Genomic DNA, 26,056 nt, shown 5'->3' on the forward strand with positions numbered 1-26,056 from the left:
GAAGGTGTATTATCGATAAGCCAGTATCTGATGTTATTGTAAATAGTAATGACGTTCTTGATTCAAGAGCTTTGTATTTTCATATTCCTTTTTGTGAAACACTCTGTACTTTTTGTCCTTTTACTAAAGGTGGTTATAAAGGCGAAACTCTAATTAATAATTACACGGATGCTTTAATTAAAGAAATAGAATTAAAAGCAAATTTTATCGACTACCACACTGTTCCTGTTCGTGCAATTTTTTTTGGAGGTGTAACTCCATCTTTATTGTCTCCATCTAATATTTTAAAAATAGGAGCAGCTATACATAAGCATTTCAAGATAGCATCTCATTGTGAATTTTCTTTTGAAATTGAAATAAAAAGTCTTACCGAGAAAAAAGTAATTGCTATGAAAGAAATAGGAGTTACGCATCCACGGTTTGGTCTTCAAACTTTTAACCCCGAATGGAGAAAACTCTTTAATCTTACATCTACATACGAACACATTAAGTTTGCAGCTAGTATATTAAATGCGAATTTTAAGTACGTACTTTTTGATATATTATACGGTATGAACGGACAGGATGAAGAAGAGATAATTCAAGATCTTGAAATGGCCGTATCTCTTGGTACGTCTAATATAGATATATACCCAATTGACAATGTTGTGACTCAAGCAAAATTACATAAAGCTATCGAAAATCGTGGTTTAGGTCTTACTACAGCAACAAGAAAATTTTCTATGAATATGCTAATAGATGCTTACATGAGAAATAAGGGATTTATGCCTCATAATGGTCATGGTTATATTCGTACCTCAAATGTGTCCTCTGATATAGTTACGGATGAATATAGTTTTGTATATCATGAGCATGTTTATGGATATTCAAATTATGACTTGCATGGTTTTGGAGTAAATGCCATATCATCAATACGTGAACACGTAATAACAAATTTTTCTAATCGTAATGCTTACATTACAGCCGTTAATAGCGAAAAAATGCTAGCAAATGTTAGTAAGCACTCTCCAATTCTAGATGAGATAAAGCCAATCATCCTACGATTACCTTATCATGGTGTAGTGAGAAAATCTTTAATAAAAATGGACTTTGTACCTAGTAGTATTTCTGCTAAACTAGATGTTCTTTTATCGAATAATCTTATAGTGGAAGATGATTATTCTTGGCAACTTACGAAACTAGGCTGGTATTGGTATACTAATATTATGTTTTGGCTTATGCCAGAAGAAGATCAACGTATTTTAAAGGCATTTATTGCAAAAAAACTGGATAAAACAGGTAGATTTATAGCTAAAAAAGAGCTTATGTATGTATGATAATTTCTTGCTTTAGCAAGAAATTTAAAGCATATCTTCTTTCCAAAGTAATGAGTGTGCTTTGCTGTCTGCAGGCTAAAATAATATTATCAACACTTGTTTAAAAAACATCTTCTATCTGTCGTCAAAAATAGTGAAAATTACAGCATTCTTAACAAAAATAGATGCTGTTCCCTCTTTACTTGTGTTGACTTTAGCTATTCTTATCAAAAAATATTTATAAAAGAATAAATCTAATATTGTATTATAAAAAGTTAATAACAGTATCGCACTAATGCGAAAAAAGAGAGATATTTATTGTACTAATATAGAAAATTTTTATATTTGTTAATTTATTAAGATATTTATTTAAATATATGATTCATTTGAAGTTTATATCACCAATTTTATTAAAGATATATAACTTTAATTATAGAAAAGTTTAATATCGGATGATTGGTATGAATTTATTTTTAAAAAAAAGTCCATTATTGCTTTTTTTATCTCTCTTTATTTCTAAAATTGGTGATTATACTTATGAAGTTATTTTTGTTTTACTTGTCTTAGAATTAACGGATAACTCCTTTTTTACAGGTCTTGTGTATTTTTTTCGCTTTATCCCTTTTCTCTTTTTTGGCCCTATAGGGGGGTGGTTAGCGGATAATTTTTCTTTGAAGAAAAATATGATTTTCAGTGAATTTGTGAGATTATTAGCCTCATTATTCGTTTTTATAACCTATATAACAGGGAATGCACATATTATTGTTCTTATTTTTGCAGCAATGTTTACAACAATAGGAAGGAGTCTTTTTCAACCAAGTTTTCAAGCTGCCATTCCGAGAATATTTTCAATAAATGATCTGACAAAAGCAAATAGCATTTCACAAATTATAGAAGAAACTGCATCCCTCATTGGCCCTCTCGTTTGTTCAGTATTGCTTTTTTTAGCCAATAAATCGACAGTCCTCATTTTTGATTTTTTTACCTATTTTCTATCTATTATCTTGTTGTTGAATCTCATGAATTTCAATTCAAGTGAGAATAAATCATTCTATTTTATAAAAATCTATCGCGAAACAACTTTCTATCTTAAACATATTTCTACAAAAAATAAGAATTTATTTATTACGCTGGTTGGCTCATCCTTTGCTATTCTCTTTACTGGTGCAATTTTAAGATTTTTAATTCCAGCATTTATTCTTTCTCAAGGTGGAGAGGAAAGTTTTGTGAGTTCTCTATTTTCTCTCATTGCTGTTGGAACTCTTCTAGGTGGTTTTTTATATAGTAAAATTATATTCAATATTACATCCTTGAAGCTCATGGTATTTTGGCTTCTCTACGGGATTACTCTGTTTATTATGCCTTTAGCTGCAATGCTTTCTTTAAAACTCCTTCTCGTGCTCGCATTTGTTTTGGGATTTATTGGTGCATTTGTCGATATTAGTTTAGTCTCAGCTATTCAATTATACTCTCGTCGTGAAGATTTTGGGAAGAGTTTTGGAACTTTTTCAACTTTAGCAAACTGTGCTGAAGCAGTGTCTGGCTTTATTGCCGGACTTTTTGCACTCGTGGGATTAGTGAGCTCTTTTTTAGCTATGTCTGCATTCATTATTTCCACTGGAATGATTGGAATTATAAAAATGAAGAAAAATAAACAGAGAACACCCCTTAACACTCCAAGTGATACCGATCATTGATCTCTTTGAGGTCTCCATGCTGTTTCTTTTTCTAAATGGTTCTTATCTCTGAAAACTTTAAAAGAATGGAAGAAATTCTGCTCTCTCTACCTTCATCTCAAACAAATACGCTTTAACAAGCCGGCATCATTATTCTATTTGCTAATTCTGAAATGTTACGACAGCCTTAGCGAACTCTGCTGAAGCAGTGTCTGGCTTTATTGCCGGACTTTTTGCACTCGTGGGATTAGTGAGCTCTTTTTTAGCTATGTCTGCATTCATTATTTCCACTGGAATGATTGGAGTTATAAAACTGAAGAAAAATAAACAGAGAACACCCCTTAACACTCCAGGTGATACCGATCATTGATCTCTTTGAGATCTCCATACTGTTTCTTTTTCTACATGGTTCTTATCTCTGAAAACTTTAAAAGAATGGAAGAAATTCTGCTCTCTCTACCTTCATCTCAAACAAATACGCTTTAACAAGCCGGCATCATTATTCTATTTGCTAATTCTGAAATGTTACGACAGCCTTTTTTCAATAGTTTTTACATAAAGACGCTTCATGAGAAGCATTTTTTCCTTTCTTGTACAGCTTTTATCCACACACCAATACTGTTTGTGACATATACGTCAGTGTTTTTAATGGATTGAATATAAGAGAATCTTACAATATTCGAGAGGCATAATTTAAGAGGCGAAATGATAAATTCTCTTTATAAATCAATATATTGTGAAAACCAAAAACTGATTAAACTTTAGTCCCCACTAAATTTTTTTAACAAATTCCGATTTTAAACCCATTTGACCAATCCCCGGAATTTTACAGTCGATATTATGATCTCCATCGACGAGGCGAATATTCTTCACCTTAGTACCCGTTTTGAGAACGGATGAGGCGCCTTTGACTTTAAGATCTTTCACCACCATAACGCTATCCCCATTTTTCAAAACCTGACCATTAGCATCATAAACGCTCTCAGAAGTAAAAGAATCTTCACTCTTTTGTGGCCATTCATGGGCGCATTCAGGACACACAAAGTTTTCACCCTCTTCATAAGTATAAAGACCACCACAGTGAGGGCATTTAGGATATTGGTTCATAGATTCCCTTTTTTATTCAAGAAAAAACATCTCTATAAGCGCTCAATAGAGCAAAAGATCTTCATTGTCCATTGCTAAAGCAAAAGACGAACAGTGCATTTTTCTAAAATTCTTAGCGATTAAAGTCATCCAACAAAAAATAAGAGCAAAATTTTATCAAATACCGATACAAAACATCCTTAAAACAAACATCACCATCAAAACACCTCTGAAAAAAATGCATCAATGAAAATAAGATCTATTGGCATCAAAAAAACACATTGCAATCATACAAAAAAGGAAAAATCCTATAAAACGCTTTTTCTTCATTCATGTTCTGTTTCCCTTAATGACAGGATTCAAAATCCACTCTGCCCATTCCACCACCAAACATAGAAGGCCATGGATCTCTTTCTTTGGCTTTTCAATAACCACCGCTTCTGTTGTAACAGGCATTAACAACAACCATACCTTTCGTTGAATAGGCAATAGATTGATCTATAAAGAGAGTTCATCATTTTAGATGTTGAAGAAAAGCCCCTAATATCCTAAAATTCTCTCATCTTAAACCCTCTCATTCACCATCATTTTCTTTGCCGGCCCCCAATGTTGCGACAGCCCTTGGTATTGAGACGCTTCATAACAGGCATCTTATCTCCTTTCTTGTACAACTTTTATCCACACGCCCCCCCCAAGACATATAAGCAAGTGATTTTACTTGCTTCAAGATGAGATGAGATGAGATGAGATGAGATGAGATGAGATGAGATGAGATGAGATGAGAAAATCCTACAATATTGGGGGTATGATACAAGTTAAAAAACATGATTTATCTTTATAAATCAATCTATTATCATTATACAAAAATACAAGACGTTTTACAGTGCTTTGCATGATAAAAGTTCAAGACAGTTCCCCACAATTCTATTGCTTGATAAACAGTGTGAGAATAATGGTTGAAGAAACAATCCCACGCATGCGTGCGAAAGCACGTATGGGGGATTGTTGATCATTTACCAGCAGCCAGATACTTAAACTTTGCATTCAGGTGCATTTTTATATTTTTTACAATGAGGACTATTTAAGCGCTTTTTGACACTTCGTTGCGGAATAACAGCACCTGGACGACAAATTGAAAACTCTACCCCATATTTATATTGGTCACGACACCAATCACTCCTATATGGATAATAGTCATGAAGTCCTGCTTGAGTCATGCAAGCATCAATCGTTGCTAATTCACCGCCATTCAGATTATCGTTTTCGTGATTATAAGGTGCAACACCTAGCATTCCACATTCTAACAACGCTTTTTTTATCTCAATAGGATCTGGAGGGGGCTTTTTCACATGCTCTGAAGGAGGCCTGAAAAATTCACATCCAGCGATAGTTAACAAAGCGAATCCACTTAATAACTTAAAGATTTTTTTCATTTCCTCCTCCTCTCATAAGCCTATTTATAAAATATGTTTATAAGGCATGTAAGCTTTTAATATTCTTATCCCAGCTGTTTAAGAGAATTGCTCATTGAATTGAAAAGGGGAATTGACGAAACAATCTTACCATTCTAAGCAAAAATAAGAAATATAGGATAGTTGATTATCACCAACAAAAATTAAAGGTTGGCATTTAGAGCCATTTTTATTTTGTTTACAAAACGGGCTGTTTAAGCGCTTTTTGACACTTCGCTGCGAAATCATAACGCCTAGACGACAAATGGGAAGGTTTTTATAATTATAACACCAATACGGATCGTCATATCTATCATGAAACCCTGCTTGGACCATACAAGCATCAATGGATACCATTTGATTTAAACTAAGCTTTTGATTTTCTGGATCATAATAATTAATCAAAACATTGATTTATAACGATAATTTACTTTTTTGCCTATTGAATAAGATCCCCGAATATTGTAAGATTCTCTCATCTCAAATCCCCTTATCTTGAATCAATCAAAACCATCCCTTTGCACGTCACAAGTGGGGTTGGTATGTGGGGGTGAAAACCGTTTAGAAAGGAACAAAAATGCCTCTTATGAATCGTCTCAATACCAAGAGCTGTCGCAACATTGGGGGCCGGTAAATAGTATGATGGTGCCAGCTTGCACCTTCATAAGTGTAAAGATGGGGGATGCTCAATGGCTTTATCGCTATACCATTCACGGGCGGCGGCGTGAAATGGGCTTGGGTGCTTTAAGAGATGTCTCTTTAAAACAAGCCCGTGAATTGGCAACTGGGTGGCGTTCTGTTTTACGTGAGGCTTGTAATCCCATTAAAGAACGTGAGAAACAAAAGCGTGAAGCGATGCGTAATCTGCATTACTTAAAAGATATCGCTCTCGATGCTTTTGAAAGCCGTAAAGCTGAACTCAAAAATGATGGTAAAAATGGAGATTGGTTTTCATCTTTACAACTTCATATTCTCCCTAAATGAGGTTGCTTACCGGTTTCAGAGATTACACAAACAAAGATACGCAATACACTTGCTCTCATCTGGCACATAAAAGCTGGAGGAGGCTTATCGATATTACACTCCAGCGATACTTAATAGGACGAGTCCACCTAATAATCTTAAGATTTTCTTCCTTTTTCCTCCCCTGAATATTTGAATAAATTTTTATACGATGTGGTGTTCCATAATCATATCGGCATAGTGAACTCACATGACCATAACAAGCATACCCCCTGGGGTAACCTTTCAATATTTTCCCTGTTTCTATCCAAAGAGCATTTCCAGGGGGGGGATGTGATCAAAAGTACAAGAATTTTTGCCAACCTTCATACCAACAAAGTCATCTTTTTAGTTTTCTAAACTTACATAATCCTGTTTGCCATCACTTAAAACATATAATAGATCTGCTATATCTTCAGTGTAATAAGAAGGCTTGTGATCAAAACAGCTGGTGCAAGAGCCAAACGCACAACTTTCACCGGTTCAACAATTCTAAAAGCAATCAAATCAAAAAATTCACCAATGATATATCGCAACAGTAAGCCCCGCTGAAATAAAAAAACGGGCCCAATGGACCCGTCTTTTTTATCTTTACGAAAGAGCTTAGAAATCCATTCCACCCATTCCACCCATTCCGCCACCAGGCATTGGAGGCATTGGTGTTTCTTTCTTTGGTACTTCAGCAACCATTGCTTCTGTTGTAATAAGAAGGCTTGCAATTGAAGCAGCATGTGCAAGAGCCAAACGCACAACCTTCACAGGATCAACAATTCTAAAAGCAATCAAATCACCAAATTCACCAATGATATATCGCAACAGTAAGCCCCGCTGAAATAAAAAAACGGGCCCAATAGACCCGTCTTTTTTATCTTTACGAAAGAGCTTAGAAATCCATTCCGCCCATTCCACCCATTCCGCCACCAGGCATTGGAGGCATTGGTGTTTCTTTCTTTGGTACTTCAGCAACCATTGCTTCTGTTGTAATAAGAAGGCTTGCAATTGAAGCAGCATTCTGAAGAGCAGAACGCACAACCTTCACAGGATCAACAATTCCCAAAGCAATCAAATCACCAAATTCACCAGTTGCAGTGTTGTAACCGTAGGTATCTGCATTGTTTTCCAATACCTTGCCGACAATAATGGCTGCTTCTTCACCGGCATTGGTTGCAATTTGACGTGCTGGTGCTTGAAGTGCACGACGAACAATATGAATACCAGCTTCTTGGTCAGGATTGCTTCCTTTAACGGTGAGCGCATTTGCTGCACGCAACAATGCAGTTCCACCACCAGCAACAATACCTTCTTCCACAGCAGCACGTGTTGCATTCAAGGCATCATCAACACGATCTTTCTTTTCTTTCACTTCAACTTCTGTTGCACCGCCAACACGAATAACGGCAACACCACCAGCGAGTTTGGCAAGTCTTTCTTGCAATTTTTCACGATCATAGTCAGAAGTGGTTTCTTCAATCTGCGCTTTGATTTGATTAACGCGTGCACTAATTTCAGCTTTTTGTCCAGCACCATCAATAATCGTAGTATTTTCTTTAGAAATATTAACTTTCTTAGCACGTCCAAGCATATCCAAAGTGACATTTTCCAGTTTAATGCCCACATCTTCGGAAATGACCTGACCCGAAGTTAAAATTGCAATATCCTCGAGCATTGCTTTACGACGATCACCAAATCCTGGCGCTTTAACAGCAGCAATTTTCAAACCACCACGGAGCTTGTTAACAACGAGCGTTGCCAAAGCTTCACCTTCAACATCTTCAGCGATAATGAGAAGAGGCTTACCAGACTGAACAACAGCTTCCAGCACAGGAAGGAGAGATTGGAGATTAGACAATTTCTTTTCGTGAATGAGGATGTAAGGATCATCAAGATCAGCCACCATTTTTTCAGCATTGGTGACAAAATAGGGAGAGAGATATCCACGATCAAATTGCATCCCTTCCACGACTTCTAATTCCGTTTCAGCAGTCTTTGCTTCTTCCACGGTAATAACGCCTTCATTGCCCACTTTTTCCATAGCATCAGCAATCATCTTACCGATTTCTGCCGCGCCATTAGCGGAAATTGTTCCCACTTGGGCAATTTCTGCTGAAGTTTGGATTTTTTTCGCTTTTTTGAAGAGATTTGCGACCACTTCATCAACAGCAGCATCAATTCCACGCTTGAGATCCATTGGGTTCATGCCTGCAGCAACGGCTTTTACACCTTCTTGAACGATAGCCTGTCCCAAAACAGTTGCGGTTGTTGTTCCATCCCCAGCAATATCATTGGTTTTGGAAGCAACTTCACGCAACATTTGCGCACCCATATTTTCGAACTTATCTTCTAGTTCGATTTCCTTTGCAACGGATACACCATCTTTTGTGATGCGAGGCGCACCAAATGATTTATCGATCACCACATTGCGCCCTTTAGGGCCGAGGGTCACCTTAACAGCGTTAGCAAGGATATCAACACCGCGCAACAAACGCTCACGCGCTTCACGGCCAAATTTGACTTCTTTAGCAGCCATTTAATTTCTCCTTGGAATTATCTCAAATAGTACAAAATAAAAAAAATTGAGATTCTGAATTAACCCAGAATTCCCATAATGTCAGATTCTTTCATGATGAGGAGATCTTCCCCATTAATCTTTACTTCGGTGCCCGACCATTTTCCAAACAGGATACGATCTCCTGCTTTCACTTCGAGAGGCACACGCTTTCCGTTGTCATCAAGAGCGCCATTACCAACAGCAATAATTTCACCTTCTTGAGGTTTTTCCTTCGCCGTATCAGGGATGATAATCCCACCAGCGGTTTTATTTTCAGATTCAACCCGACGAACAACAACGCGATCGTGTAGTGGGCGGAATTGTATATTAGCCATATTTTAAATCCTTAAAACTTAATATAATTGATAGAATTGAATTAATTTTAAGTCCTTGCTAGCACTCTCAACTTAGGAGTGCTAACAGCAGTTAAGATATAAAATCCCAGCACCTCAATGTCAAGGATAGTTCATAAAAATTTCTCTAAAGATCCTTCAAACACTTGCTTCCCTTTTCTATTTTGCGTTATCTAGCTTTGTATTAAATTTGCAAACAAAAAGGAACTTATCATGGTTGAAACACGTCAGGAAACGGATAGCTTTGGAACGATTGCGGTCCGACAAGATCGTTATTGGGGCGCACAAACTGAACGTTCTCTGCATAATTTTAATATTGGCAGTGAAAAACAACCTCTCAGCATCATCTATGCTTTAAGCCTTGTTAAAAAAGCAGCAGCTGTTGTCAATATGGAAAAAGGCAAGCTTTCAGAAAAAATTGGTAAAGCGATCATTGCTGCGGCTGATGAAGTGCTTGCCGGTGCCTTTGACACCCATTTTCCCCTTTCTGTTTGGCAAACGGGCTCTGGTACGCAAAGCAATATGAATGTCAATGAAGTGATTGCCAACCATGCTAGCATGCTTTTGGGAGGAAAATTAGGCAGCAAAAAACCAGTTCACCCCAATGACCATGTCAATATGAGTCAATCATCAAACGATTCCTTTCCCACAGCGCTTCACATTGCCACCACATTACAAACACGCCAACACTTGTTTCCCATTCTTGAAGCCCTTATTCTGACTTTAAAGAAAAAGGAGGAAGAATTTGCCGATATCATCAAAATCGGCCGAACGCATACCCAAGATGCCACTCCTCTCACTCTCGCACAAGAATTTTCCGGCTATCGTGCTGCCTTAGAAGCCAACCGCCAACGCATTGAAACAGCGCTAAACGATGTACAAATGCTTGCCCAAGGAGGCACAGCAGTTGGAACAGGGCTCAATGCACCGAAAGGTTTTGATGTTGCTTTTGCGCAAACAATCAGCACCCTTACAGGAATCCCTTTTAAAACCGCCAACAATAAATTTGAAGCCCTCGCCCATCATGGAGCCCTTGCTCATTTCCATGGTAGCTTGAATGCTCTAGCAGCCGATTTATTCAAAATTGCCAATGATATCCGGTTTTTGGGTTCAGGCCCCCGTTCGGGATTGGGAGAACTCAACTTGCCCGAAAATGAACCAGGCTCTTCTATTATGCCGGGTAAGGTTAACCCCACACAGTGTGAAGCAATGACAATGGTTGCCTGCCAAGTCTTTGGCAATCATACCAGTGTGACATTTGCTGCAAGTCAGGGACATTTTGAACTCAATGTTTATAAACCTGTTATTGGCTATAATGTTTTACAGTCGATCACACTTCTTGGTGATTGCATGCGCTCTTTTGACCTCCATTGCATACAAGGATTACGCGCCAATCGAATCCATATTCATTCTCTCATGGAACGCTCATTAATGCTGGTGACAGCTCTTGCCCCAGAGATTGGCTATGAGAAGGCTGCTGAAATTGCCAAAGCCGCCCATAAAAATGATACAACTTTACGTGCTGAAGCAATAAAAGCGGGCATTTCTGGAGAGACTTATGACCGGCTTGTTGATCCTAAAAAGATGATTCATCCGCAATAAACCCACACAAGAAATCTACACAACAAACAATAAATGGAGAACAACAGATTTTATTTGATGAAAACATCGGACCCTTTATGGTTCGATGTTTTTTTCTATCATTTCAAAATCATCTCTTGCAAAAAACGCATAACTCTACACGCGACAACCACAAAGCACGCATCAGATGAGAATGATGATGGCTATAATCTCCGCAAGGCTCGCCATACAACAAACGCACCACACAACAAGAGAGAAGAAACTTTTCCCTAATCCATAACTTTACGTAATAATATCAGGCTTTTCACACCCTCACTGTTGTTTCACATTCAACAATTTCAACGCAACCTGTTGCAAAGAACACAAAAATTTTTGTGCACAAAAATGCACATAACTCTACGCACGACAACCACAAAACGCGCGTCACATGAGAATAATGATGGCTATAATCTCCGCAAGGGCGCATCACCAACAAACGCACCACACAACAAGAGGGAAAAACTTTTCCCTAACCCATAAGCTTTATGTAATAATATCAGGCTTTTCACGCCCTAACTGTTGTTTTAAATTCAACAATTTCAACGCAGCCTGTTGTAAAGGCTGGACAACTTTTTGCGGATCTTGAAAATGTTTAAGTGAATCCGCTTCATACTGCTCAAAATAAAGCCGCAAGGTCGCCCCTACGGTTCCCGTTCCCGATAAACGCACCACCAACCTTGCGCCATTTTTGAAAAAAATACGCAGACCTTGCTTGCTGTTCACACTGTGATCAATGGGATCATGATAGGTAAAGTCATCGGCTTTTTCGACGAAGAGTCCAGCAATTTCAGTTCCCACGCGTGGTAAATGGGCACGCAAGTGCTCGATGAGTGCAGAGGCTTTTTCCGCCTCCACTTCTTCATAATCATAGCGTAAGGAGTAAAAACGCCCATAGGTTTGCCAGTGATGGCGCACAATTTGTGCGACAGTTTTCCCTGTCACCGCCAAAAGATTTAACCAAAACAACACCGCCCACAAACCATCCTTTTCACGAATATGATGCGAGCCTGTTCCAAAGCTTTCTTCACCACAAAAGGTCACTTTTCCGGCATCCAAAAGTGAACCAAAAAACTTCCAACCCGTTGGTGTCTCAAAACAATTTAATTGTTTTTTTGCAGCAACCAAATCAACAGCACACGTTGTTGGCATAGAGCGAGCAACCCCTACAATGCCTTGACGATACGCTTTAATGAGATGTGCATATTCCACCATAATAGCCAAAGAATCAGAAGGCGTAACAAATTGCCCACAGCCAATAATAAGATTCCGATCTCCATCTCCATCAGAAGCTGCCCCTAGATCAGGCGCCTGCTCCGACATTAAAAAATCATAAAGCCCCTTGGCATAAACCAAATTGGGATCTGGATGCTTCCCGCCAAAATTGGCTAAGGGAACACCATTGACCACGGTTCCCTCAGGAAATCCCAAACATTTTTCAAAAATTTCATGGGCATAAGGTCCCGTTACCGCATGCATGGCATCAAAGCGCAAAGTAAGACCTTCCCTCACAGCCTTAGCAATACAATCAAAATCAAAGATCTCTTGCATCAACGCCACATAATCTGCAACGGGATCAATGATATCTATTCGCATAGACCCTAGAAAAGTTGTTCCTTCTTTTTCCAAATCAACATCTGGTGCCTCAAAAATTTTATAACAAGAAAGGTGCTGTGATGTTTTAAAAACAGTTTCACACAGAGAAACGGGAGCAGGACCACCATTGGCAATATTGTATTTAATGCCACAATCCCCCTCTAAGCCACCAGGATTATGACTTGCTGACAGGATAAATCCCCCATGGGCATGATGTTTGCGAATAAGATGCGAAACAGCCGGCGTGGAAAGAATGCCCCCTCTTCCTACTTTTACGCAAGCAACACCATTGGCAGCGGCCATTTTCAGGACAATTTGCAAAAGAGTCTCATTGAAATAGCGTCCATCGCCGCCAAGAATGAGGCATTTTCCCTCAACATCTTCTATGCTATTGAAAAGAGACTGTATAAAATTTTCCCCATAATGGGGTTGTTGAAAAACCGACACTTTTTTGCGCAAACCTGATGTTCCTGGTTTTTGATCATCAAAAGCTGTTGTTAAAACTGTCTTTATCATTGTCAAGGTGCCTTCATGCCCTTCCCTTGTCCCTTCATACTCTTCCTTTAATTTTAAAGTGAAGATCGCTTAAAGTCGACCATTAATTCCCCTGGATGGAACAATGAAGTACTTGCACACTTATGAATCATAGCATATTTTTAAAAACATCTTCTTCAATACATCTTTCTTCTTTAAAGATGAAATTTAAAAACATATTTAAAGACGAGGTCTGTTTTGAAAGACAATTTTCACAAAAACGCAGGAGCATCATTATGATTAAAAAGACCGTTCCCAATGTTACTTTCCATACGCGTGTCCGCGATGAATCCGTTGATGGGGATAATCCTTATCGGTGGCAAGAGGTTAAAAGCGATACCTATTTTAAAGGAAAGCGGGTTATTCTTTTTTCTCTTCCAGGCGCCTTTACACCTACTTGCTCAACCTTTCAACTGCCTGATTTTGAAAAACTTTATGATGAATTTAAAAAAGTAGGCATTGATGAGATTTATTGCCTTTCTGTCAATGATGCTTTTGTCATGAATGCTTGGGGGAAAACGCAAAAAATTAAAAATGTAAAATTAATTCCTGATGGCTCTGGTGAATTCACCCGTAAAATGGGTATGTTGGTTGCGAAAGACAATGTTGGTTTTGGCATGCGCTCATGGCGTTATGCCGCTGTTATTAACGATGGTGTGATTGAGCAATGGTTTGAAGAAGCAGGCTTTTCAGATAACTGTACAACAGACCCTTATGAGGTTTCTTCACCGCAAAATGTTTTAAAAAACCTGCAAGGCTAATCTCATATCTCATTTAAACATTTAAAAGTATAGACTTCACGGCACAAACTCCTTCGCAAAGGGACGTTTGTGCCGTTTGTCTTTGAACAGTTTTTAAACACAAAAAACGAAGCGGAAATATTTTATCAAGAAAAGCATACAGAAAACTCTCAATACCAACTCCGGCAATGATCAAAAAAAATAACGCTCCATCCTTCTGAATACAAAAAAAGATTCATCTTTATGGAACTCAAAGAGTTATACCATCCCCAAAAACAACTTCTATATAACGTCCCTCCTCCTTCTCACCAAAAAGAGAGACCAAAAACACTTTTAACATCACTGTGCGAATTGCTCGTCCTCAATTTTTAAACATGGATTGTCAAAAATTAAGCGTTTTTTTATAACTGCTAAAGCAACTGTTTATGAGAGGAACCGCCCACAAAAATCACATCCACTTCCCCCTCCTCATCTTCATGAAACACACACTCTTCATCCTGTCTAGCAATCCCAAACACATCTGGATTAATGAAATAACAATCTTTTTTTGTCCCCTTCGCGACAATTTTATTCTGTTCTAATTCCTCGATACCTTCTTTAAAAGTTATAAAATTAAGGTATTCTGGTTCTTTGATTGAAACATCACAGCTCAAGAATTCACTAAGGATATCATGATTTAATGTTACCTGATCAAACCATAAATCCATCTCATCCTCATCCAACATTTTCCCCACTTGCCACAACATCACCAAAAAACTTTTCATCCCAATAAAGGAAAGCCCAAAGATCATACGCCGGCTATCAGACGCTCCTGAAAAGGTAATTTGCGGCAGATCTTCAAATCCGAAGTGTGAAGAAGGAAGCTGAAAGGATTTTCCGATATCCTAAGGTCTTTCAAGAATAAAAGGATTTCTTTCATAGAGCACGGTAAAATCATATTGGACCATTGTATTTCTCTATTAATGCATTGATTTTATAAAAAATGCATATTACCCGTCAGTCACCATTATAGGCACTGACAACGTATCCAACTATTTTCCCGTAAAAATTGTTCGATTTAAGTTGTTCCATTATTTTTTGAAACTGGAAAAGTCTTTAAAGAGAAGACTTGTTCATCTTTTCTTCCCATAAGGCCCAATTTTGTAGTGCTAATCCAAGGGCTTACTTTAAAGAAACAGCTCTCAAAGCACACTCAAGCCCATTTCGCGACGGCGTCCGTGGATGGTATACTGATAAAACTATTATGCACCACCATCTTTACGTTTATGAAAGAAAAAACCGACCATTTCCAGCAATGTCTTTGAGACAATGGAGATTACACATTGCCGCATGTTTTTATTTATTATGTTTTTTAATGAAGCGCGATCTCCCTGTAAAACAAAACGCCATTGGTTTACACCTTTACGTGCTTTTTTTAAAAGATCTTTTTTAAGGCACCCAAGCCCATTTCATAGCAATATTCGTGGATGGCATACCAATAAAACCATTGTGCACCAACATCTTTAGGCTTGTAAAGAAGCAAACCAACCCCATTATTCTTTTTGCCAATCCCCTATTTTACAAAAAAATCTTGCATTGAGACGGTTCATAGGCGATCTTTTTCCTCATTTCCAAAGTTTTTTATCTATACGCTTCCACTTGTGACATGCAAGCAATTGGCTTTACTTGAGATGAGATGAGAAAATTTTACAATGTTTTGGATTATGATACAAGTGGGAAAATAATTATTTATCTTTATAAATCAATATATTACTCAAAAAGATCCTATCAAAGGGTCTTATGTAAACGGATAAAAATTCAAAGTTTAAGCCAATAAAAACTGTCCATATTTTTATAAATTTTTGGAGAGATATTACGTGAAGCCTTAAAATTTTCTGAGAACCTTTATTTGTTAAAGTCTTTTTATTGATGGAAGATCTTGTCATCGCGCTCTCGAAAGGATGCGTTTTTCATAGAGTGTTGTTCTTTTGACCTCTTAAGAAATCCCTTTTATGCTGCTCGAACGTAAAAAACAACTCGATTTTACATAAGAGCTACATCACATGAATTTGTAAAAATAAATCATTACACATATAAAATTATCCCCTTGAATATCTTAAGACTTTCTCATTTCAAACCTACTAATTTTGAAAAAAGCAAGCTCTCTATCCCGTAATGCTTTCTTTTTTCTACAACCGTCCGCACACCCCTTCATGTGCATAACCTCTCATAAGATATGAAAGAGACTGAACCTGAAGCATCTCCTCATGAGATTCCTTTCTCGTTTAGGTAATTATGTAACTATAACTGATTGATTTATAAAGATAAATAAAGATTTTTTTAACTTGTATTATAACCCCGAATATTGTCAGATTCTCTCATCTCAAACCCTCTTATGTTCAATCCATTAAAGCCACTTACTTGCACATCACAAGCGGGGCTTGTGTGTGGGTGAAACCGCTTAGCAAGGAGGAAAAATGCCTCTTATGAATTGCCTAAATACCACGGGCTGTCGCAACATTGGGAGGTAGTAAAGAATATGATGGCACCAGCTTGTACATTCATAAACGTAAAGATGGCGATGCTCAATGGATTTTCGGTATAGCATCCACAGATGTCTCTATGAAATGTTTGGAGGCCTTAAGAAAGGTTTTTAAAAAAAAGGCCTGTGAACTAGAAACTCAATGGCATTTTGTTTTGCATGGGGGCTTAACCCCATTAAAGAACACAATAAACAAAAATGTGAGACACTGTGTAATCTCCATTGTCCTAAAGAGCATTGCTGTAGAGTGTGCCAACTTGTGCTTTACAAACGTAAAGATGGCGATGCTCAATGGATTTTCGGTATAGCATCCACAGATGTCTCTATGAAATGTTTAGAGGCCTTAAGAGCTGTTTCTTAAAAAAAAGCCTGTGAACTAGAAACTCAATGGCGCTCTGTTTTGCATGGGGGCTTGACCCCGTTAAAGAACACAATAAACAAAAATGTGAGACACTGTGTAATCTCCATTGTCCCAAAGACATTGCTGTAGAGTGTGCCAACTTGTGCTTTACAAACGTAAAGATGGCAATGCTCAATGGATTTTCGGTATAGCATCCACAGATGTCTCTATGAAATGTTTGGAGGCCTTAAGAGCTGTTTCTTAAAAAAAGCCTGTGAACTAGAAACTCAATGGCATTTTGTTTTGCATGGGGGCTTAACCCCATTAAAGAACACAATAAACAAAAATGTGAGACACTGTGTAATCTCCATTGTCCTAAAGAGCATTGCTGTAGAGTGTGCCAACTTGTGCTTTACAAACGTAAAGATGGCGATGCTCAATGGATTTTCGGTATAGCATCCACAGATGTCTCTATGAAATGTTTGGAGGCCTTAAGAAAGGTTTTTTAAAAAAAAGGCCTGTGAACTAGAAACTCAATGGCATTTTGTTTTGCATGGGGGCTTGACCCCGTTAAAGAACACAATAAACAAAAATGTGAGACACTATGTAATCTCCATTGTCCCAAAGACATTGCTATGGATGCTTCCAGCTTGTTGCTTCACAAGCATAAAACGCCATAAAGCTCCGAATAGATCAACATGGGATTAGCAAGAGAGAGCAGTTTTAAAACACTGTGCAAAACAATAACCATGACACATTGAGCAATGCGTTTTCTTACCCTTACAGGCGTTCGGACCAATCCAAATCTTTTGCGTCATCTTTGTAAAAATCAGATTGAAGAGAATAAATGAACTATCCCTGCTGAGAATTAAAGGTGCATGTGATGCGACAAAAAAATTTCGTGTACCCTCATCATTGGAAGTATGAGAAACTTTGAAAAAAGCAAGCTCTCTATCCCGTAATGCTTTCTTTTTTCTGCAACCGTCCACAGTCCTCTTCTTGGGTATGAAAGGTCATACCCAAGAGAGCCAGCGCTTTTTCTGTTGCTTGTAAATCAACATCCAATCCCAAGGCAAAGCAGCATGCTTGAAACAAAGATTAAAACGGATTAGTGCTTGAGAGGCTGTCCCAGCTTTTGTATGCCAGATGGGAGCGAAAGTATTGCGTATATATCTGTTTGTGTAATCTCTGCAACCAGGAAACAACCCAATTTAGGAAGAATATGAAGTTTTAAAGATGAAAACCAATCTCCATCCTTACCATCATTTTTAATTCTGCTTTACGACTTTCGAAAACATCCAAAGCAATATCTTTTAAATAATGGAGATTCCGCATTGCTTCATGCTTTTGTTTCACATGTTCTTTAATGGGGTCACGTCCCGCATGAAGAACAAAACGCCATTGTGTTGTCAATTCACGAGCTTGCTTTAAAGAGATAGCCCTCAAAGCACACCGAAACCTATTTCACGAAGACACTCATGAATGGGATAGCGTAAAAGCCATTGAGCACATAAAATCAAGAAAGGGAAGAATTTTGAAAATTAAAGCGCACATTTCCCAAATATCTCACGCAATTCTTGCTACAGGAATATTTACATCTTTTGTGTTTTCAAAATATCTTGCACTGTTTTAACCAACTGTTCTTCATCAACGGTTACCTGTGCTGGTCGACTTTCTCGCCATGTCTGATTATCCTTAATTTCATGAGACAAACGTGCTCCTTCAATTAAATCTTTGATCTGTATTTTTCCGCTCTCACGCTCTTGTGAACCTTGAATCACCACACAAGGCGCTTTTCGCCGATCGGCATATTTCATCTGTGCCTTTATCCCTGCTGCCCCCAAATAGAGTTCAGCACGAATTCCTGCACCCCGCAGTTGCATAACCATTTTTTGATAAGCCGCAACCGCCTCAGGCTCTTTATCCATCATCAGCACCACAACGGGCCCTGCGTCCTCTTTTACAGGCAGTTTTCTAAGATTTTGCAAAGCAGCGATCAAGCGTGAAACCCCAATGGAAAAACCCGTTGCTGGAATCTTCTCCTCTCGAAAACGAGCCACCAATCCATCATAGCGTCCACCACCACCAACAGAACCAAAAACAACCTTTTGTCCATCATCATTGAACACATCAAACAACAATGTCGCTTCAAAAACAGGCCCCGTATAATAATCCAGTCCTCGCACCACTGATGGATCAATTTTGATACGATTCTCGGTGCCATTTGCGGCAAAAATTGCTTGCATTTCCTCAAGCTCACCAATCCCCTCAAGTCCTTGAACATGATCTCCAACGACTTTTCTCAAAGCATCAAGGGTTTCCTCTGCTGTTTCAGCGCCAGCAGCCATCAAAGCAAGAATACATTCAATGTCTTTCTCCTTAAGCTCTGCCCCTTTTGTAAAATCACCACTTTCATCCAAACGCCCCCGCCCTAACAGCAAACGCACACCTTCAGGACCAAATTTATCTAACTTATCAATTGCTCTCAAGACAGTTAAACGCTTTTCAGCCTGTTTATGTCCCCCCAAGCCAATTTTCTCTAAAACGCAATCCAAAATTTTTCTGTTATTCAAACGAAGGGCATATTCATGCTGTTGAAACCCTAATTTTTCCAAACTCTCCGCTGCCATCATGCAAATTTCAGCATCGGCAGCAACTGTAGGTGTTCCAACAATATCCGCATCAAACTGCATAAATTGCCGAAACCGCCCTGGTCCGGGTTTTTCATTACGAAAAACAAAACCAAGACGATAACTACGATAAGGTTTTGGCAAAATTTCAAAATTCTCTGCAAAATAACGAGCAAGCGGCGCGGTAAGATCATAGCGCAAAGACATCCACTGCTCATCATCATCTTGGAGTGAAAAAACCCCCGCATTAGGACGATCTTCATCAGGTAAAAACTTACCCAACACATCTGTATATTCAAAAACCGGTGTTTCAAGCGCTTCAAAACCGTAAAGTTCATAAACCTCACGAATTTGTGCAATCATAGTCTCAGTTGCATATAGCTGTGCGCTTGTGCGATCAACAAAACCACGAGGTAAACGGGCTTTGGTTTTTTCTTGTTTTGATGACATACTCTTCTCTAACAACAATAGATATTCACGGATGGCCTATTCACGGATAACTTGTGTCTATCTTATAGAAACAAACGCTGCAATACCTTTATCAATCTAGCCCCACGACAACAAATACCACCTCTCACTTTACAAAGAAGCTGCTCATTACCTAAACGTACCCAAATGCTTGGCACCTTTAATCGCAAAATATCGGCTTTCTGTTAATATTTTTCCAATTATCAATGAAAAAGAAAAGCCCTCAACCACGAAACGACGCTCCGCAAGCACTTCCCCATAAGATTTCCCATACAACCCCTCCTATCACCGCTGCCTTCTTCTCTTTTCAACAATTCTTCTCAAAACACATTTTCACTATTCTTTTTCCTCCCTTCCCCTTTACACAAAACACCTTCTCATATGTTCCTCATACCAATCTGATTTACAAAGATAATGAATCGTTTTGCCTATAAAATGAGAACACGAACATCCTAAGATTCTCTCATTTCAATCCTGCTGTTGTTGAATAAAAACCATCCTCTTCCACATCACAACTAAGGCTATCGTGTGGATAAAAATACAAAAAGAAAAGCATAACAATAACTCTCAAGAATCGTCTCAATGCCAAGAACTGTTGCAACATTGGCGGCTAGTAAAGAGCATCATGGTGTTGGCTTACTCCTTCACAAATGTAAAGAGGGTGGTGCATAATGGATTTACCGCTATACCCTTCATGGGCTGTATCATGAAATGGGCTTGGATGTGCTTTAAGAAATATTTATTTAAAACAAGCCTATGAATATGTAACATAATGGCGTTCTGTTTTACATAAAGAGTGTGCCCCATTAAAAAACGTGAAAAATAAAAGCGTAAGGCAATGCATCATCACCATTATCTCAAAGCTATTGCTCTAGATGCTTTTGCAAGCTTTAAAGCGAAACCAAAAGAAATGGTAAGGATGAAGATTGATTTTTGCCTTTACATCTTTATATTCTCCCCAAATGAGGCTGGTCTCCTCGTTTCAGAGATTACAAAATGGATACACGCAATGCTCTCGTTCTTCATTGAGTCTCCCAAAACTGGTCCTGCCGATAGGACGTTCATTCGTCTTAATCTTTCTCTTAAACATACTATTGCATTGTAAACATGTGGCTGCATTGGAATGAAATGTTGATTAACAGGTAACAGCAAATGCTAGGACTCTCTGAGGTCAACAACGCCATAAAACACAAAACTTATCAGCCATGAATTGGAGAGAAATACCGGCTTTTTATAAAACACTTTGCCAAACGACAACCATGACACATATAGTTTTGCGTTTGCTTATTTTTACACGCATTCGCACCAATCCTTTGCGTTATACCTATAAAGATCAGATTAAAGATGTAGACCATCTCTGCTAAAAATATGAAAGAAAGGTGTGATGCGACAACAGAGTTTAGTGTGTCGTTTATCATCAAGATAACGTAAGTTGTTTCAAGAGAGACATCAAAAAACGGAAGCTGTTTTGAGAGAAGCATCAAAACAATTCTCGATTATCGAATAAGCCAAAATCATTCCTCTGCAAGAGGTCCCCTCTTTTATAAGGGCTTAAAAAATTAAACATCTATGCAAAAATCCTTAAAGCATCAGTGTGCTTTTAGCTTGCTCTGCAAAATGATTGATCAGCGTTTTTAAATCACCACTGTTACAACCAGCATCTGTAATCGAACGTGAAATGGAGGGAATAATATTCTGCCACAAATTTTGTGGAAACTGATTTTTCAATTGTGTGATTGTTCCTCCTTGAGCTCCGATACCTGGAACGAGAAACAAGCTGTTTTTTAACTGTTGGATTGTCTCTTTTGCTTCACTGCCCAAAGTTGCTCCAACAACCGCCCCGATGGGCCCAACAGCAGGATGTTGCGTAAAAGAATGGCTATTATAATCACAAATACGCTGTGCCAAATGAACAGAAACTGTTTGATCGCCAATGCGTGCATTGCGAAGTGTTGCTCCTTCTGGGTTAGAGGACTGAACAACCACAAAAACCACTGTTGCTGTTTCTTCAGCAATCTTGATCAGAGGAATGAGCGCATCAAAACCAAGAAAAGGATTAACTGTCAATGCATCGGCCTTAAATGCACTGCTTGCGCCAAGCCAAGCCCTTCCATAAGCTTCAGCAGTAGAGCCAATATCCCCCCTTTTTGCATCAACGAGAACCAATAAACCTTGTTCATGTGCCTCTTCAATGAGTTCTTTGAGAACGTGAAGACCTTCCACCCCATATAACTCAAAAAAAGCGGCTTGCGGCTTTATAATACCCACTTTACCAACAACGGCTGTTAAGAGAATCTCACAAAACTCTTTTAAACCTTTATAATCGCATCTCAAATTCCAAGATTGCAAAACTTTATGACTAGGATCAAAGCCAACACAAAGCGGTCCATAGATTTCACGGTTTTTAAAAAAAGTCGAACAAAACATTCCACCACCCAAGACAAGCTTTCTTGCAATTTTCGATACACGAGACAACTGAAAAAGAAATTTACGTATCAATGAATTTTTTTCGATCAACCGAAAAAAATATACTTACAACTGAAATTTATTTTCCAAAAGGACCGGTAACATAATTTCCACGCAAAAGAAAATATTTTCATAGCACCAAGTAGCACAAGCAACCATATTGCAAAACACCCTTCTCCTCTTCTTTTTCTATCCGCTCAAACATCTCTAGCAATGCAGAAGCGCAATAAACAGCACCTTGAAGCAGAATTTTGCAAGAAGAGGTCTCACCAAAATGGTTTCATCATCAAAATCCGTGATCATTCCTCTCATAAACGATAATCATCACGCACTGTTTTGAACATTCCCGCCGATTTGACAGCATCTTTGTCTCTTTTGGAACATAATTGCTAACGAGGCATTTTATCTCCAACATCATTTGAGGAGATAAAAATATGGAAACCCGCATTCCTGAGGATACACCCTTCGATAACCACTTTCTAGAAGAAACATCTCTAGAAACAGATTATCCTTTTTTCCAACCCCCACTTTCATGGTCAGCAATCTTTGCTGGACTGATCACAGCCCTTGCCACTTCAATCTGCTTATCTTTTCTGGTTGCAGCGTTAGGTTTTAACCAAATGGACTTCACCTCTTCGACACCTTTTGCAGGGTCCTTTCTCTCCTTTGGGATTGGCTCTCTTATCGTTATGCTCATCAGCCTTGCTTTAGGAGGCTTTGTCGCTGGACGCTTTGCTGAATCGTCCGGCACACTTCATGGCTTTCTCACTTGGGCTCTGTTAACCCTTATCATGACCCTCCAAGCCGTCCACGTGGTTTCAAGTACAGCAACAATAGGCGCAAAAGCTATTGGAGAAAGCACTTCAGCACTCCAACAAACTGGAGAAAATCTCAAAACAAATCTTGTTTCCTTCTTTTCACAAGCAAACAATGACAATTTTGCAAACTTTTTTCGTGAAATAAAGGACAATGGCGTTGATTTTGATAAATTGCGCAGTGAATTACGCACACTTCTCAAGAAAAGCGATATCCCTGCTCTCAATCCTGATCGTTTAAAGCAATCCTATCAAGCCGCTCTTAAAGAGATCAGTTCTGCGATAACGGATTTTAAGGAAGATCCTTCTCACTACCGCACCACTCTCAAGGACCTCCATGATCATCTTTCTGATCGTATCGAAGATATCACAGAAGACATCAATCAAAATGATATCGTCAAAGCTCTAATGAACAATGGCATGACGCGTGCGGATGCACAAAAAACAGCCGACAATGCACTTAATCTTTATCAAACAGCAGAGGAAAAAACCGAACAAGCACTTAAAGACCTTGAAGCGCAAGCCCATACACTTTCGCAAAAGCTCAACAAAACGATGAAAGAAGCACGTCACACAGCGGACAAAGCTGCTACAACAACCTCTCACATGGGATGGTGGGGCTTTTTAGGAAGCTTGATTGGTGCCATGCTTTCCAGTGTTTGTGGTTATTATGGTTACAAAAGCCGTAAAGACATACACATGCTTTGAAACTTATAGCAAAACATAACGAAAAAAAAGCTGTACGGTATGTACAGCTTTTTTACACATAGGTCTGGATCACTGCATTCTCCCAATGGGAAAGAAATTTTAAAAACATCATTTTGATTTTTCATGACAGCAAAAACAGCCTTTAAAAGAAAAATAAATTTTCCTTTTATGTTTTTTCTTTAAGGCGTTTTGCAAGAAAACTTTTCTGTTTTATAAAGAGTATTAAAATTCTCTAGAGGATTTTGCCTTATTGTTGATGCTTCTTTATATATCAGGCCTGCGCTTTAATCTTTGGAAAAAGAGAGGCTCGCTACGTACTCATGTTTCCCCTATTGCTTTCTCTTCATTATAAGAGTATTTGGGATAAAATCTCAGAACACAAAAGAAGAAATCATCATAGATTATCAGAATTCTTGTGTAAGATAGAGAGGCAAGAATAATGATTTAATCCATCATTCCGTTTATCGATGGGGGCGTTTTTAACCACAGGGACAAATGCACAAACGACTCTGTTAAGTTCATACACTCTCTAAAGCAAACAGAGTGGATGTTGTATGGAAAAAGAATGTGTTACGTACACTCTTCCATTTTAAAACAGGCACACAACTCATCCTCATAACATCTTTATTGAGCAGTGTTGGAATATTTATGGTTGTCGCTTTTCTTGCAATTTACTTGAATAAACTGAACTCTCTCACAACGACAGAAGTTGAAATCATCATCGGCGTAGCTTTTTGGTGTAAAAAGGCAGGTTCTCTTTTAGGTGGCATACTCTCTGATTATGTCCATGTAAAAAAACAATGCTTTCAGGTCTAGCAATACGAATACCAGGCTATCTTATCATTGGTTTTACGGATAATTTTTATATCTTGCTCTTCTCTTGCATTTTAATTGGTCTAGAAAGCAGTATATACGTTCCTGCTGCAAAATTCTTTCTTAGTGAGAAACATCTCGATAGCGCAAAAAGTAGAGGCTTTAGCAACAAGATCCATCTTTAATAATATAGGGGTCTTGATCGGCCCTGTGATTGGAATGTTGATTTTTACAATGCTTTCTTCTCTTTTATTTAGTTTTGTTGGATTGATCTTTTTTTTATTATTTCTGCTGAACTATACCTTAAAGGAAAACTCTGATCACCCAAAATGAGACAAAATAAATTTTTCTGATTTTGGAAAATTGCTTACCAACAAAACCATGCTGAGTGTTGCATTTTTTATGTTTATGTTTACCTTTTTTATATCCAACTTGAAAGCATCATACCTCTGTTCAGTGATCAAGTTTTTGGAGGAAATGCTGTTCCTGTTATTTTTATCTCAAATGCCCTCATCGTGATTTTTTTCCAACTCCCTCTCTCAAAATGGGACTGTAAAGAAAGCTCCAAAAAACCTTTCATATTATCCTTTGTTTTGTTTGGGCTCTCATTCATCTTTCTCCACATCCTTGATCATTCTTATTTCTACCTTTTCTTAGCAATCATCCTGTTCTCCTTTGCTGAAAGCGTTATCTATATATGCCTCGATTACGACACCACAAATATCGATAAACGCTTAATCGCTAGTACATTTAGCATCCTGAGCCTCTCAAGTGCTTTCGGAGGCATATTGGGGAGTTACTTTGGCTCTCTCTTATATAACCAAAACATTTTTGGACTTTCTACGTGGCACATTTTAGCCATTGCATCCGATCAGCACCGCCTTATTTTCTCTCACCTCTCTCGCAAATACAACAAAAAGTAAGCTTGAAAGGATGACCTCTTAAGGTTTTCATTATCTTAATCTTTTTATGCGCTATCACGCATTATCAGCCTCATCCTGGGTTGCGTTCTTAATATCTTGTCTATTATCCTTTTATTCGCACTGATCTGAAGTTAAGTTGTTAAGACATATGGCATAATCACAGATATGGCAAAGCATCAACTTTGTCGTTTATTCACTTTTTGGAAGCATAATCTTCGTAGAGCTCCTACAGGCTTAGTCATTTGTTCACTTTTTTTCTTGTTCGGCATCATATTAATTTGTTTTCTTGTCCCAAAGATATGAGCGTTTTATAAAACATGAACTGTCAAGCCCCCCGTATTGCGAATAAATTGAGCGATGCTCACAGCCATAGATTTTATTACATATTATAGCTGATCTTTAAGGATCTGGAATGTAGGTTTATTTAAACAGCATTATTACGAAAGATACGATATTAAACGGTATACTTCAAAC

At 38.2% G+C, this 26,056-nt stretch carries 17 protein-coding genes and 3 pseudogenes; 7 read left to right on the forward strand and 13 right to left on the reverse strand.

What is annotated here, in order from left to right; all coding sequences use genetic code 11:
- Nucleotides 1–71: 71 nt before the first annotated feature.
- A complete protein-coding gene (locus NMK50_RS07720; RefSeq protein WP_254769992.1) occupies nucleotides 72–1,316 on the forward strand; it encodes a coproporphyrinogen-III oxidase family protein in 1,245 nt (414 codons plus the stop codon).
- Nucleotides 1,317–1,756: 440 nt separating this feature from the next.
- A complete protein-coding gene (locus NMK50_RS07725; protein WP_254769993.1) occupies nucleotides 1,757–2,992 on the forward strand; it encodes an MFS transporter in 1,236 nt (411 codons plus the stop codon).
- A gap of 750 nt (nucleotides 2,993–3,742) precedes the next feature.
- Here the strand turns inward: NMK50_RS07725 and NMK50_RS07735 are convergent.
- The 4 genes from NMK50_RS07735 to NMK50_RS07750 all read right to left on the reverse strand — a co-directional run bounded on the left by NMK50_RS07735 (nucleotide 3,743) and on the right by NMK50_RS07750 (nucleotide 5,913).
- Nucleotides 3,743–4,078, reverse strand: coding sequence for a zinc ribbon domain-containing protein YjdM (locus NMK50_RS07735; protein ID WP_254769994.1), 336 nt, complete (start codon nucleotides 4,076–4,078; stop codon nucleotides 3,743–3,745).
- Between the two features lie 309 nt (nucleotides 4,079–4,387).
- Nucleotides 4,388–4,546, reverse strand: coding sequence for a hypothetical protein (locus NMK50_RS07740; protein WP_254769995.1), 159 nt, complete (start codon nucleotides 4,544–4,546; stop codon nucleotides 4,388–4,390).
- A 542-nt stretch (nucleotides 4,547–5,088) separates the two neighbouring features.
- Nucleotides 5,089–5,490 carry a hypothetical protein gene (locus tag NMK50_RS07745; protein WP_254769996.1) on the reverse strand — a complete coding sequence of 134 codons (402 nt, stop codon included), beginning with the start codon at nucleotides 5,488–5,490 and terminating at the stop codon, nucleotides 5,089–5,091.
- 126 nt (nucleotides 5,491–5,616) lie between these two features.
- Nucleotides 5,617–5,913: a hypothetical protein gene (locus NMK50_RS07750; RefSeq protein ID WP_374112169.1), complete on the reverse strand. Its 297-nt coding sequence runs from the start codon at nucleotides 5,911–5,913 to the stop codon at nucleotides 5,617–5,619.
- A gap of 172 nt (nucleotides 5,914–6,085) precedes the next feature.
- On the opposite strand from NMK50_RS07750, the pseudogene NMK50_RS07755 reads away from it, so the two are divergent.
- Nucleotides 6,086–6,570: pseudogene (locus NMK50_RS07755) on the forward strand (integrase arm-type DNA-binding domain-containing protein); the annotation flags it as partial.
- Nucleotides 6,571–6,917: 347 nt separating this feature from the next.
- On the opposite strand, the gene NMK50_RS07760 reads toward NMK50_RS07755, so the two are convergent.
- The 4 genes and pseudogenes from NMK50_RS07760 to groES all read right to left on the reverse strand — a co-directional run bounded on the left by NMK50_RS07760 (nucleotide 6,918) and on the right by groES (nucleotide 9,393).
- Nucleotides 6,918–7,130, reverse strand: a complete 213-nt coding sequence (locus NMK50_RS07760) for a hypothetical protein (RefSeq protein ID WP_254769997.1) — start codon at nucleotides 7,128–7,130, stop codon at nucleotides 6,918–6,920.
- Nucleotides 7,114–7,311: pseudogene (gene groEL / locus NMK50_RS07765) on the reverse strand (chaperonin GroEL); the annotation flags it as partial. The pseudogene groEL and the gene NMK50_RS07760, both read right to left, overlap by 17 nt.
- Before the next feature lie 82 nt (nucleotides 7,312–7,393).
- Nucleotides 7,394–9,037 carry a chaperonin GroEL gene (gene groL, locus NMK50_RS07770; RefSeq protein WP_241437457.1) on the reverse strand — a complete coding sequence of 548 codons (1,644 nt, stop codon included), beginning with the start codon at nucleotides 9,035–9,037 and terminating at the stop codon, nucleotides 7,394–7,396.
- 59 nt (nucleotides 9,038–9,096) lie between these two features.
- Nucleotides 9,097–9,393, reverse strand: a complete 297-nt coding sequence (gene groES, locus NMK50_RS07775; protein ID WP_004865053.1) for a co-chaperone GroES — start codon at nucleotides 9,391–9,393, stop codon at nucleotides 9,097–9,099.
- A gap of 231 nt (nucleotides 9,394–9,624) precedes the next feature.
- Here groES and fumC point away from each other — a divergent pair, with 231 nt between their 5' ends.
- The gene (gene fumC, locus NMK50_RS07780; protein ID WP_254769998.1) at nucleotides 9,625–11,013 is read left to right on the forward strand and encodes a class II fumarate hydratase; all 1,389 of its coding nucleotides are present in this window, start codon (nucleotides 9,625–9,627) and stop codon (nucleotides 11,011–11,013) included.
- A gap of 501 nt (nucleotides 11,014–11,514) precedes the next feature.
- On the opposite strand, the gene NMK50_RS07785 is transcribed toward fumC, so the two are convergent.
- Nucleotides 11,515–13,140: an alpha-D-glucose phosphate-specific phosphoglucomutase gene (locus tag NMK50_RS07785; RefSeq protein ID WP_254769999.1), complete on the reverse strand. Its 1,626-nt coding sequence runs from the start codon at nucleotides 13,138–13,140 to the stop codon at nucleotides 11,515–11,517.
- Nucleotides 13,141–13,394: 254 nt separating this feature from the next.
- Between NMK50_RS07785 and NMK50_RS07790 the strand changes: the two genes are divergently transcribed.
- The gene (locus NMK50_RS07790) at nucleotides 13,395–13,919 is read left to right on the forward strand and encodes a peroxiredoxin (RefSeq protein ID WP_254770000.1); all 525 of its coding nucleotides are present in this window, start codon (nucleotides 13,395–13,397) and stop codon (nucleotides 13,917–13,919) included.
- 389 nt (nucleotides 13,920–14,308) lie between these two features.
- Here the strand turns inward: NMK50_RS07790 and NMK50_RS07795 are convergent, their stop codons facing one another.
- The 4 genes and pseudogenes from NMK50_RS07795 to pyrF form a co-directional block, all read right to left on the reverse strand.
- Nucleotides 14,309–14,647: a hypothetical protein gene (locus NMK50_RS07795; protein WP_254770001.1), complete on the reverse strand. Its 339-nt coding sequence runs from the start codon at nucleotides 14,645–14,647 to the stop codon at nucleotides 14,309–14,311.
- Between the two features lie 3,117 nt (nucleotides 14,648–17,764).
- Nucleotides 17,765–18,243 (reverse strand): annotated as a pseudogene (locus NMK50_RS07800) (phage integrase central domain-containing protein); the annotation flags it as partial.
- 108 nt (nucleotides 18,244–18,351) lie between these two features.
- Nucleotides 18,352–19,839 carry a histidine--tRNA ligase gene (hisS, locus tag NMK50_RS07805; protein WP_254770002.1) on the reverse strand — a complete coding sequence of 496 codons (1,488 nt, stop codon included), beginning with the start codon at nucleotides 19,837–19,839 and terminating at the stop codon, nucleotides 18,352–18,354.
- A 1,599-nt stretch (nucleotides 19,840–21,438) separates the two neighbouring features.
- Complete coding sequence (gene pyrF, locus NMK50_RS07810) at nucleotides 21,439–22,284, reverse strand: orotidine-5'-phosphate decarboxylase (RefSeq protein WP_254771218.1); 846 nt, start codon at nucleotides 22,282–22,284, stop codon at nucleotides 21,439–21,441.
- A 473-nt stretch (nucleotides 22,285–22,757) separates the two neighbouring features.
- Here pyrF and NMK50_RS07815 point away from each other — a divergent pair, with 473 nt between their 5' ends.
- Both NMK50_RS07815 and NMK50_RS07820 read left to right on the forward strand, forming a co-directional pair.
- Nucleotides 22,758–23,846, forward strand: coding sequence for a DUF3792 domain-containing protein (locus NMK50_RS07815; protein ID WP_254770003.1), 1,089 nt, complete (start codon nucleotides 22,758–22,760; stop codon nucleotides 23,844–23,846).
- 567 nt (nucleotides 23,847–24,413) lie between these two features.
- Nucleotides 24,414–24,662 (forward strand): hypothetical protein, encoded by a 249-nt coding sequence (locus NMK50_RS07820; RefSeq protein WP_254770004.1) that lies wholly within the window; start codon nucleotides 24,414–24,416, stop codon nucleotides 24,660–24,662.
- Nucleotides 24,663–26,056 lie beyond the last annotated feature (1,394 nt).

This window comes from Bartonella harrusi, from assembly GCF_024297065.1.
GTDB lineage: Bacteria > Pseudomonadota > Alphaproteobacteria > Rhizobiales > Rhizobiaceae > Bartonella > Bartonella harrusi.

Bases quoted from the DNA above. Each gene is read 5' to 3' on its own strand.
- NMK50_RS07725 (WP_254769993.1), top strand. From the start codon at position 1,757: ATGAATTTATTTTTAAAAAAAAGTCCATTATTGCTTTTTTTATCTCTC.
- NMK50_RS07735 (WP_254769994.1), bottom strand. From the start codon at position 4,078: ATGAACCAATATCCTAAATGCCCTCACTGTGGTGGTCTTTATACTTAT.
- NMK50_RS07745 (WP_254769996.1), bottom strand. From the start codon at position 5,490: ATGAAAAAAATCTTTAAGTTATTAAGTGGATTCGCTTTGTTAACTATC.
- groL (WP_241437457.1), bottom strand. From the start codon at position 9,037: ATGGCTGCTAAAGAAGTCAAATTTGGCCGTGAAGCGCGTGAGCGTTTG.
- groES (WP_004865053.1), bottom strand. From the start codon at position 9,393: ATGGCTAATATACAATTCCGCCCACTACACGATCGCGTTGTTGTTCGT.
- fumC (WP_254769998.1), top strand. From the start codon at position 9,625: ATGGTTGAAACACGTCAGGAAACGGATAGCTTTGGAACGATTGCGGTC.
- NMK50_RS07785 (WP_254769999.1), bottom strand. From the start codon at position 13,140: ATGATAAAGACAGTTTTAACAACAGCTTTTGATGATCAAAAACCAGGA.
- NMK50_RS07790 (WP_254770000.1), top strand. From the start codon at position 13,395: ATGATTAAAAAGACCGTTCCCAATGTTACTTTCCATACGCGTGTCCGC.
- hisS (WP_254770002.1), bottom strand. From the start codon at position 19,839: ATGTCATCAAAACAAGAAAAAACCAAAGCCCGTTTACCTCGTGGTTTT.
- pyrF (WP_254771218.1), bottom strand. From the start codon at position 22,284: ATGTTTTGTTCGACTTTTTTTAAAAACCGTGAAATCTATGGACCGCTT.
- NMK50_RS07815 (WP_254770003.1), top strand. From the start codon at position 22,758: ATGGAAACCCGCATTCCTGAGGATACACCCTTCGATAACCACTTTCTA.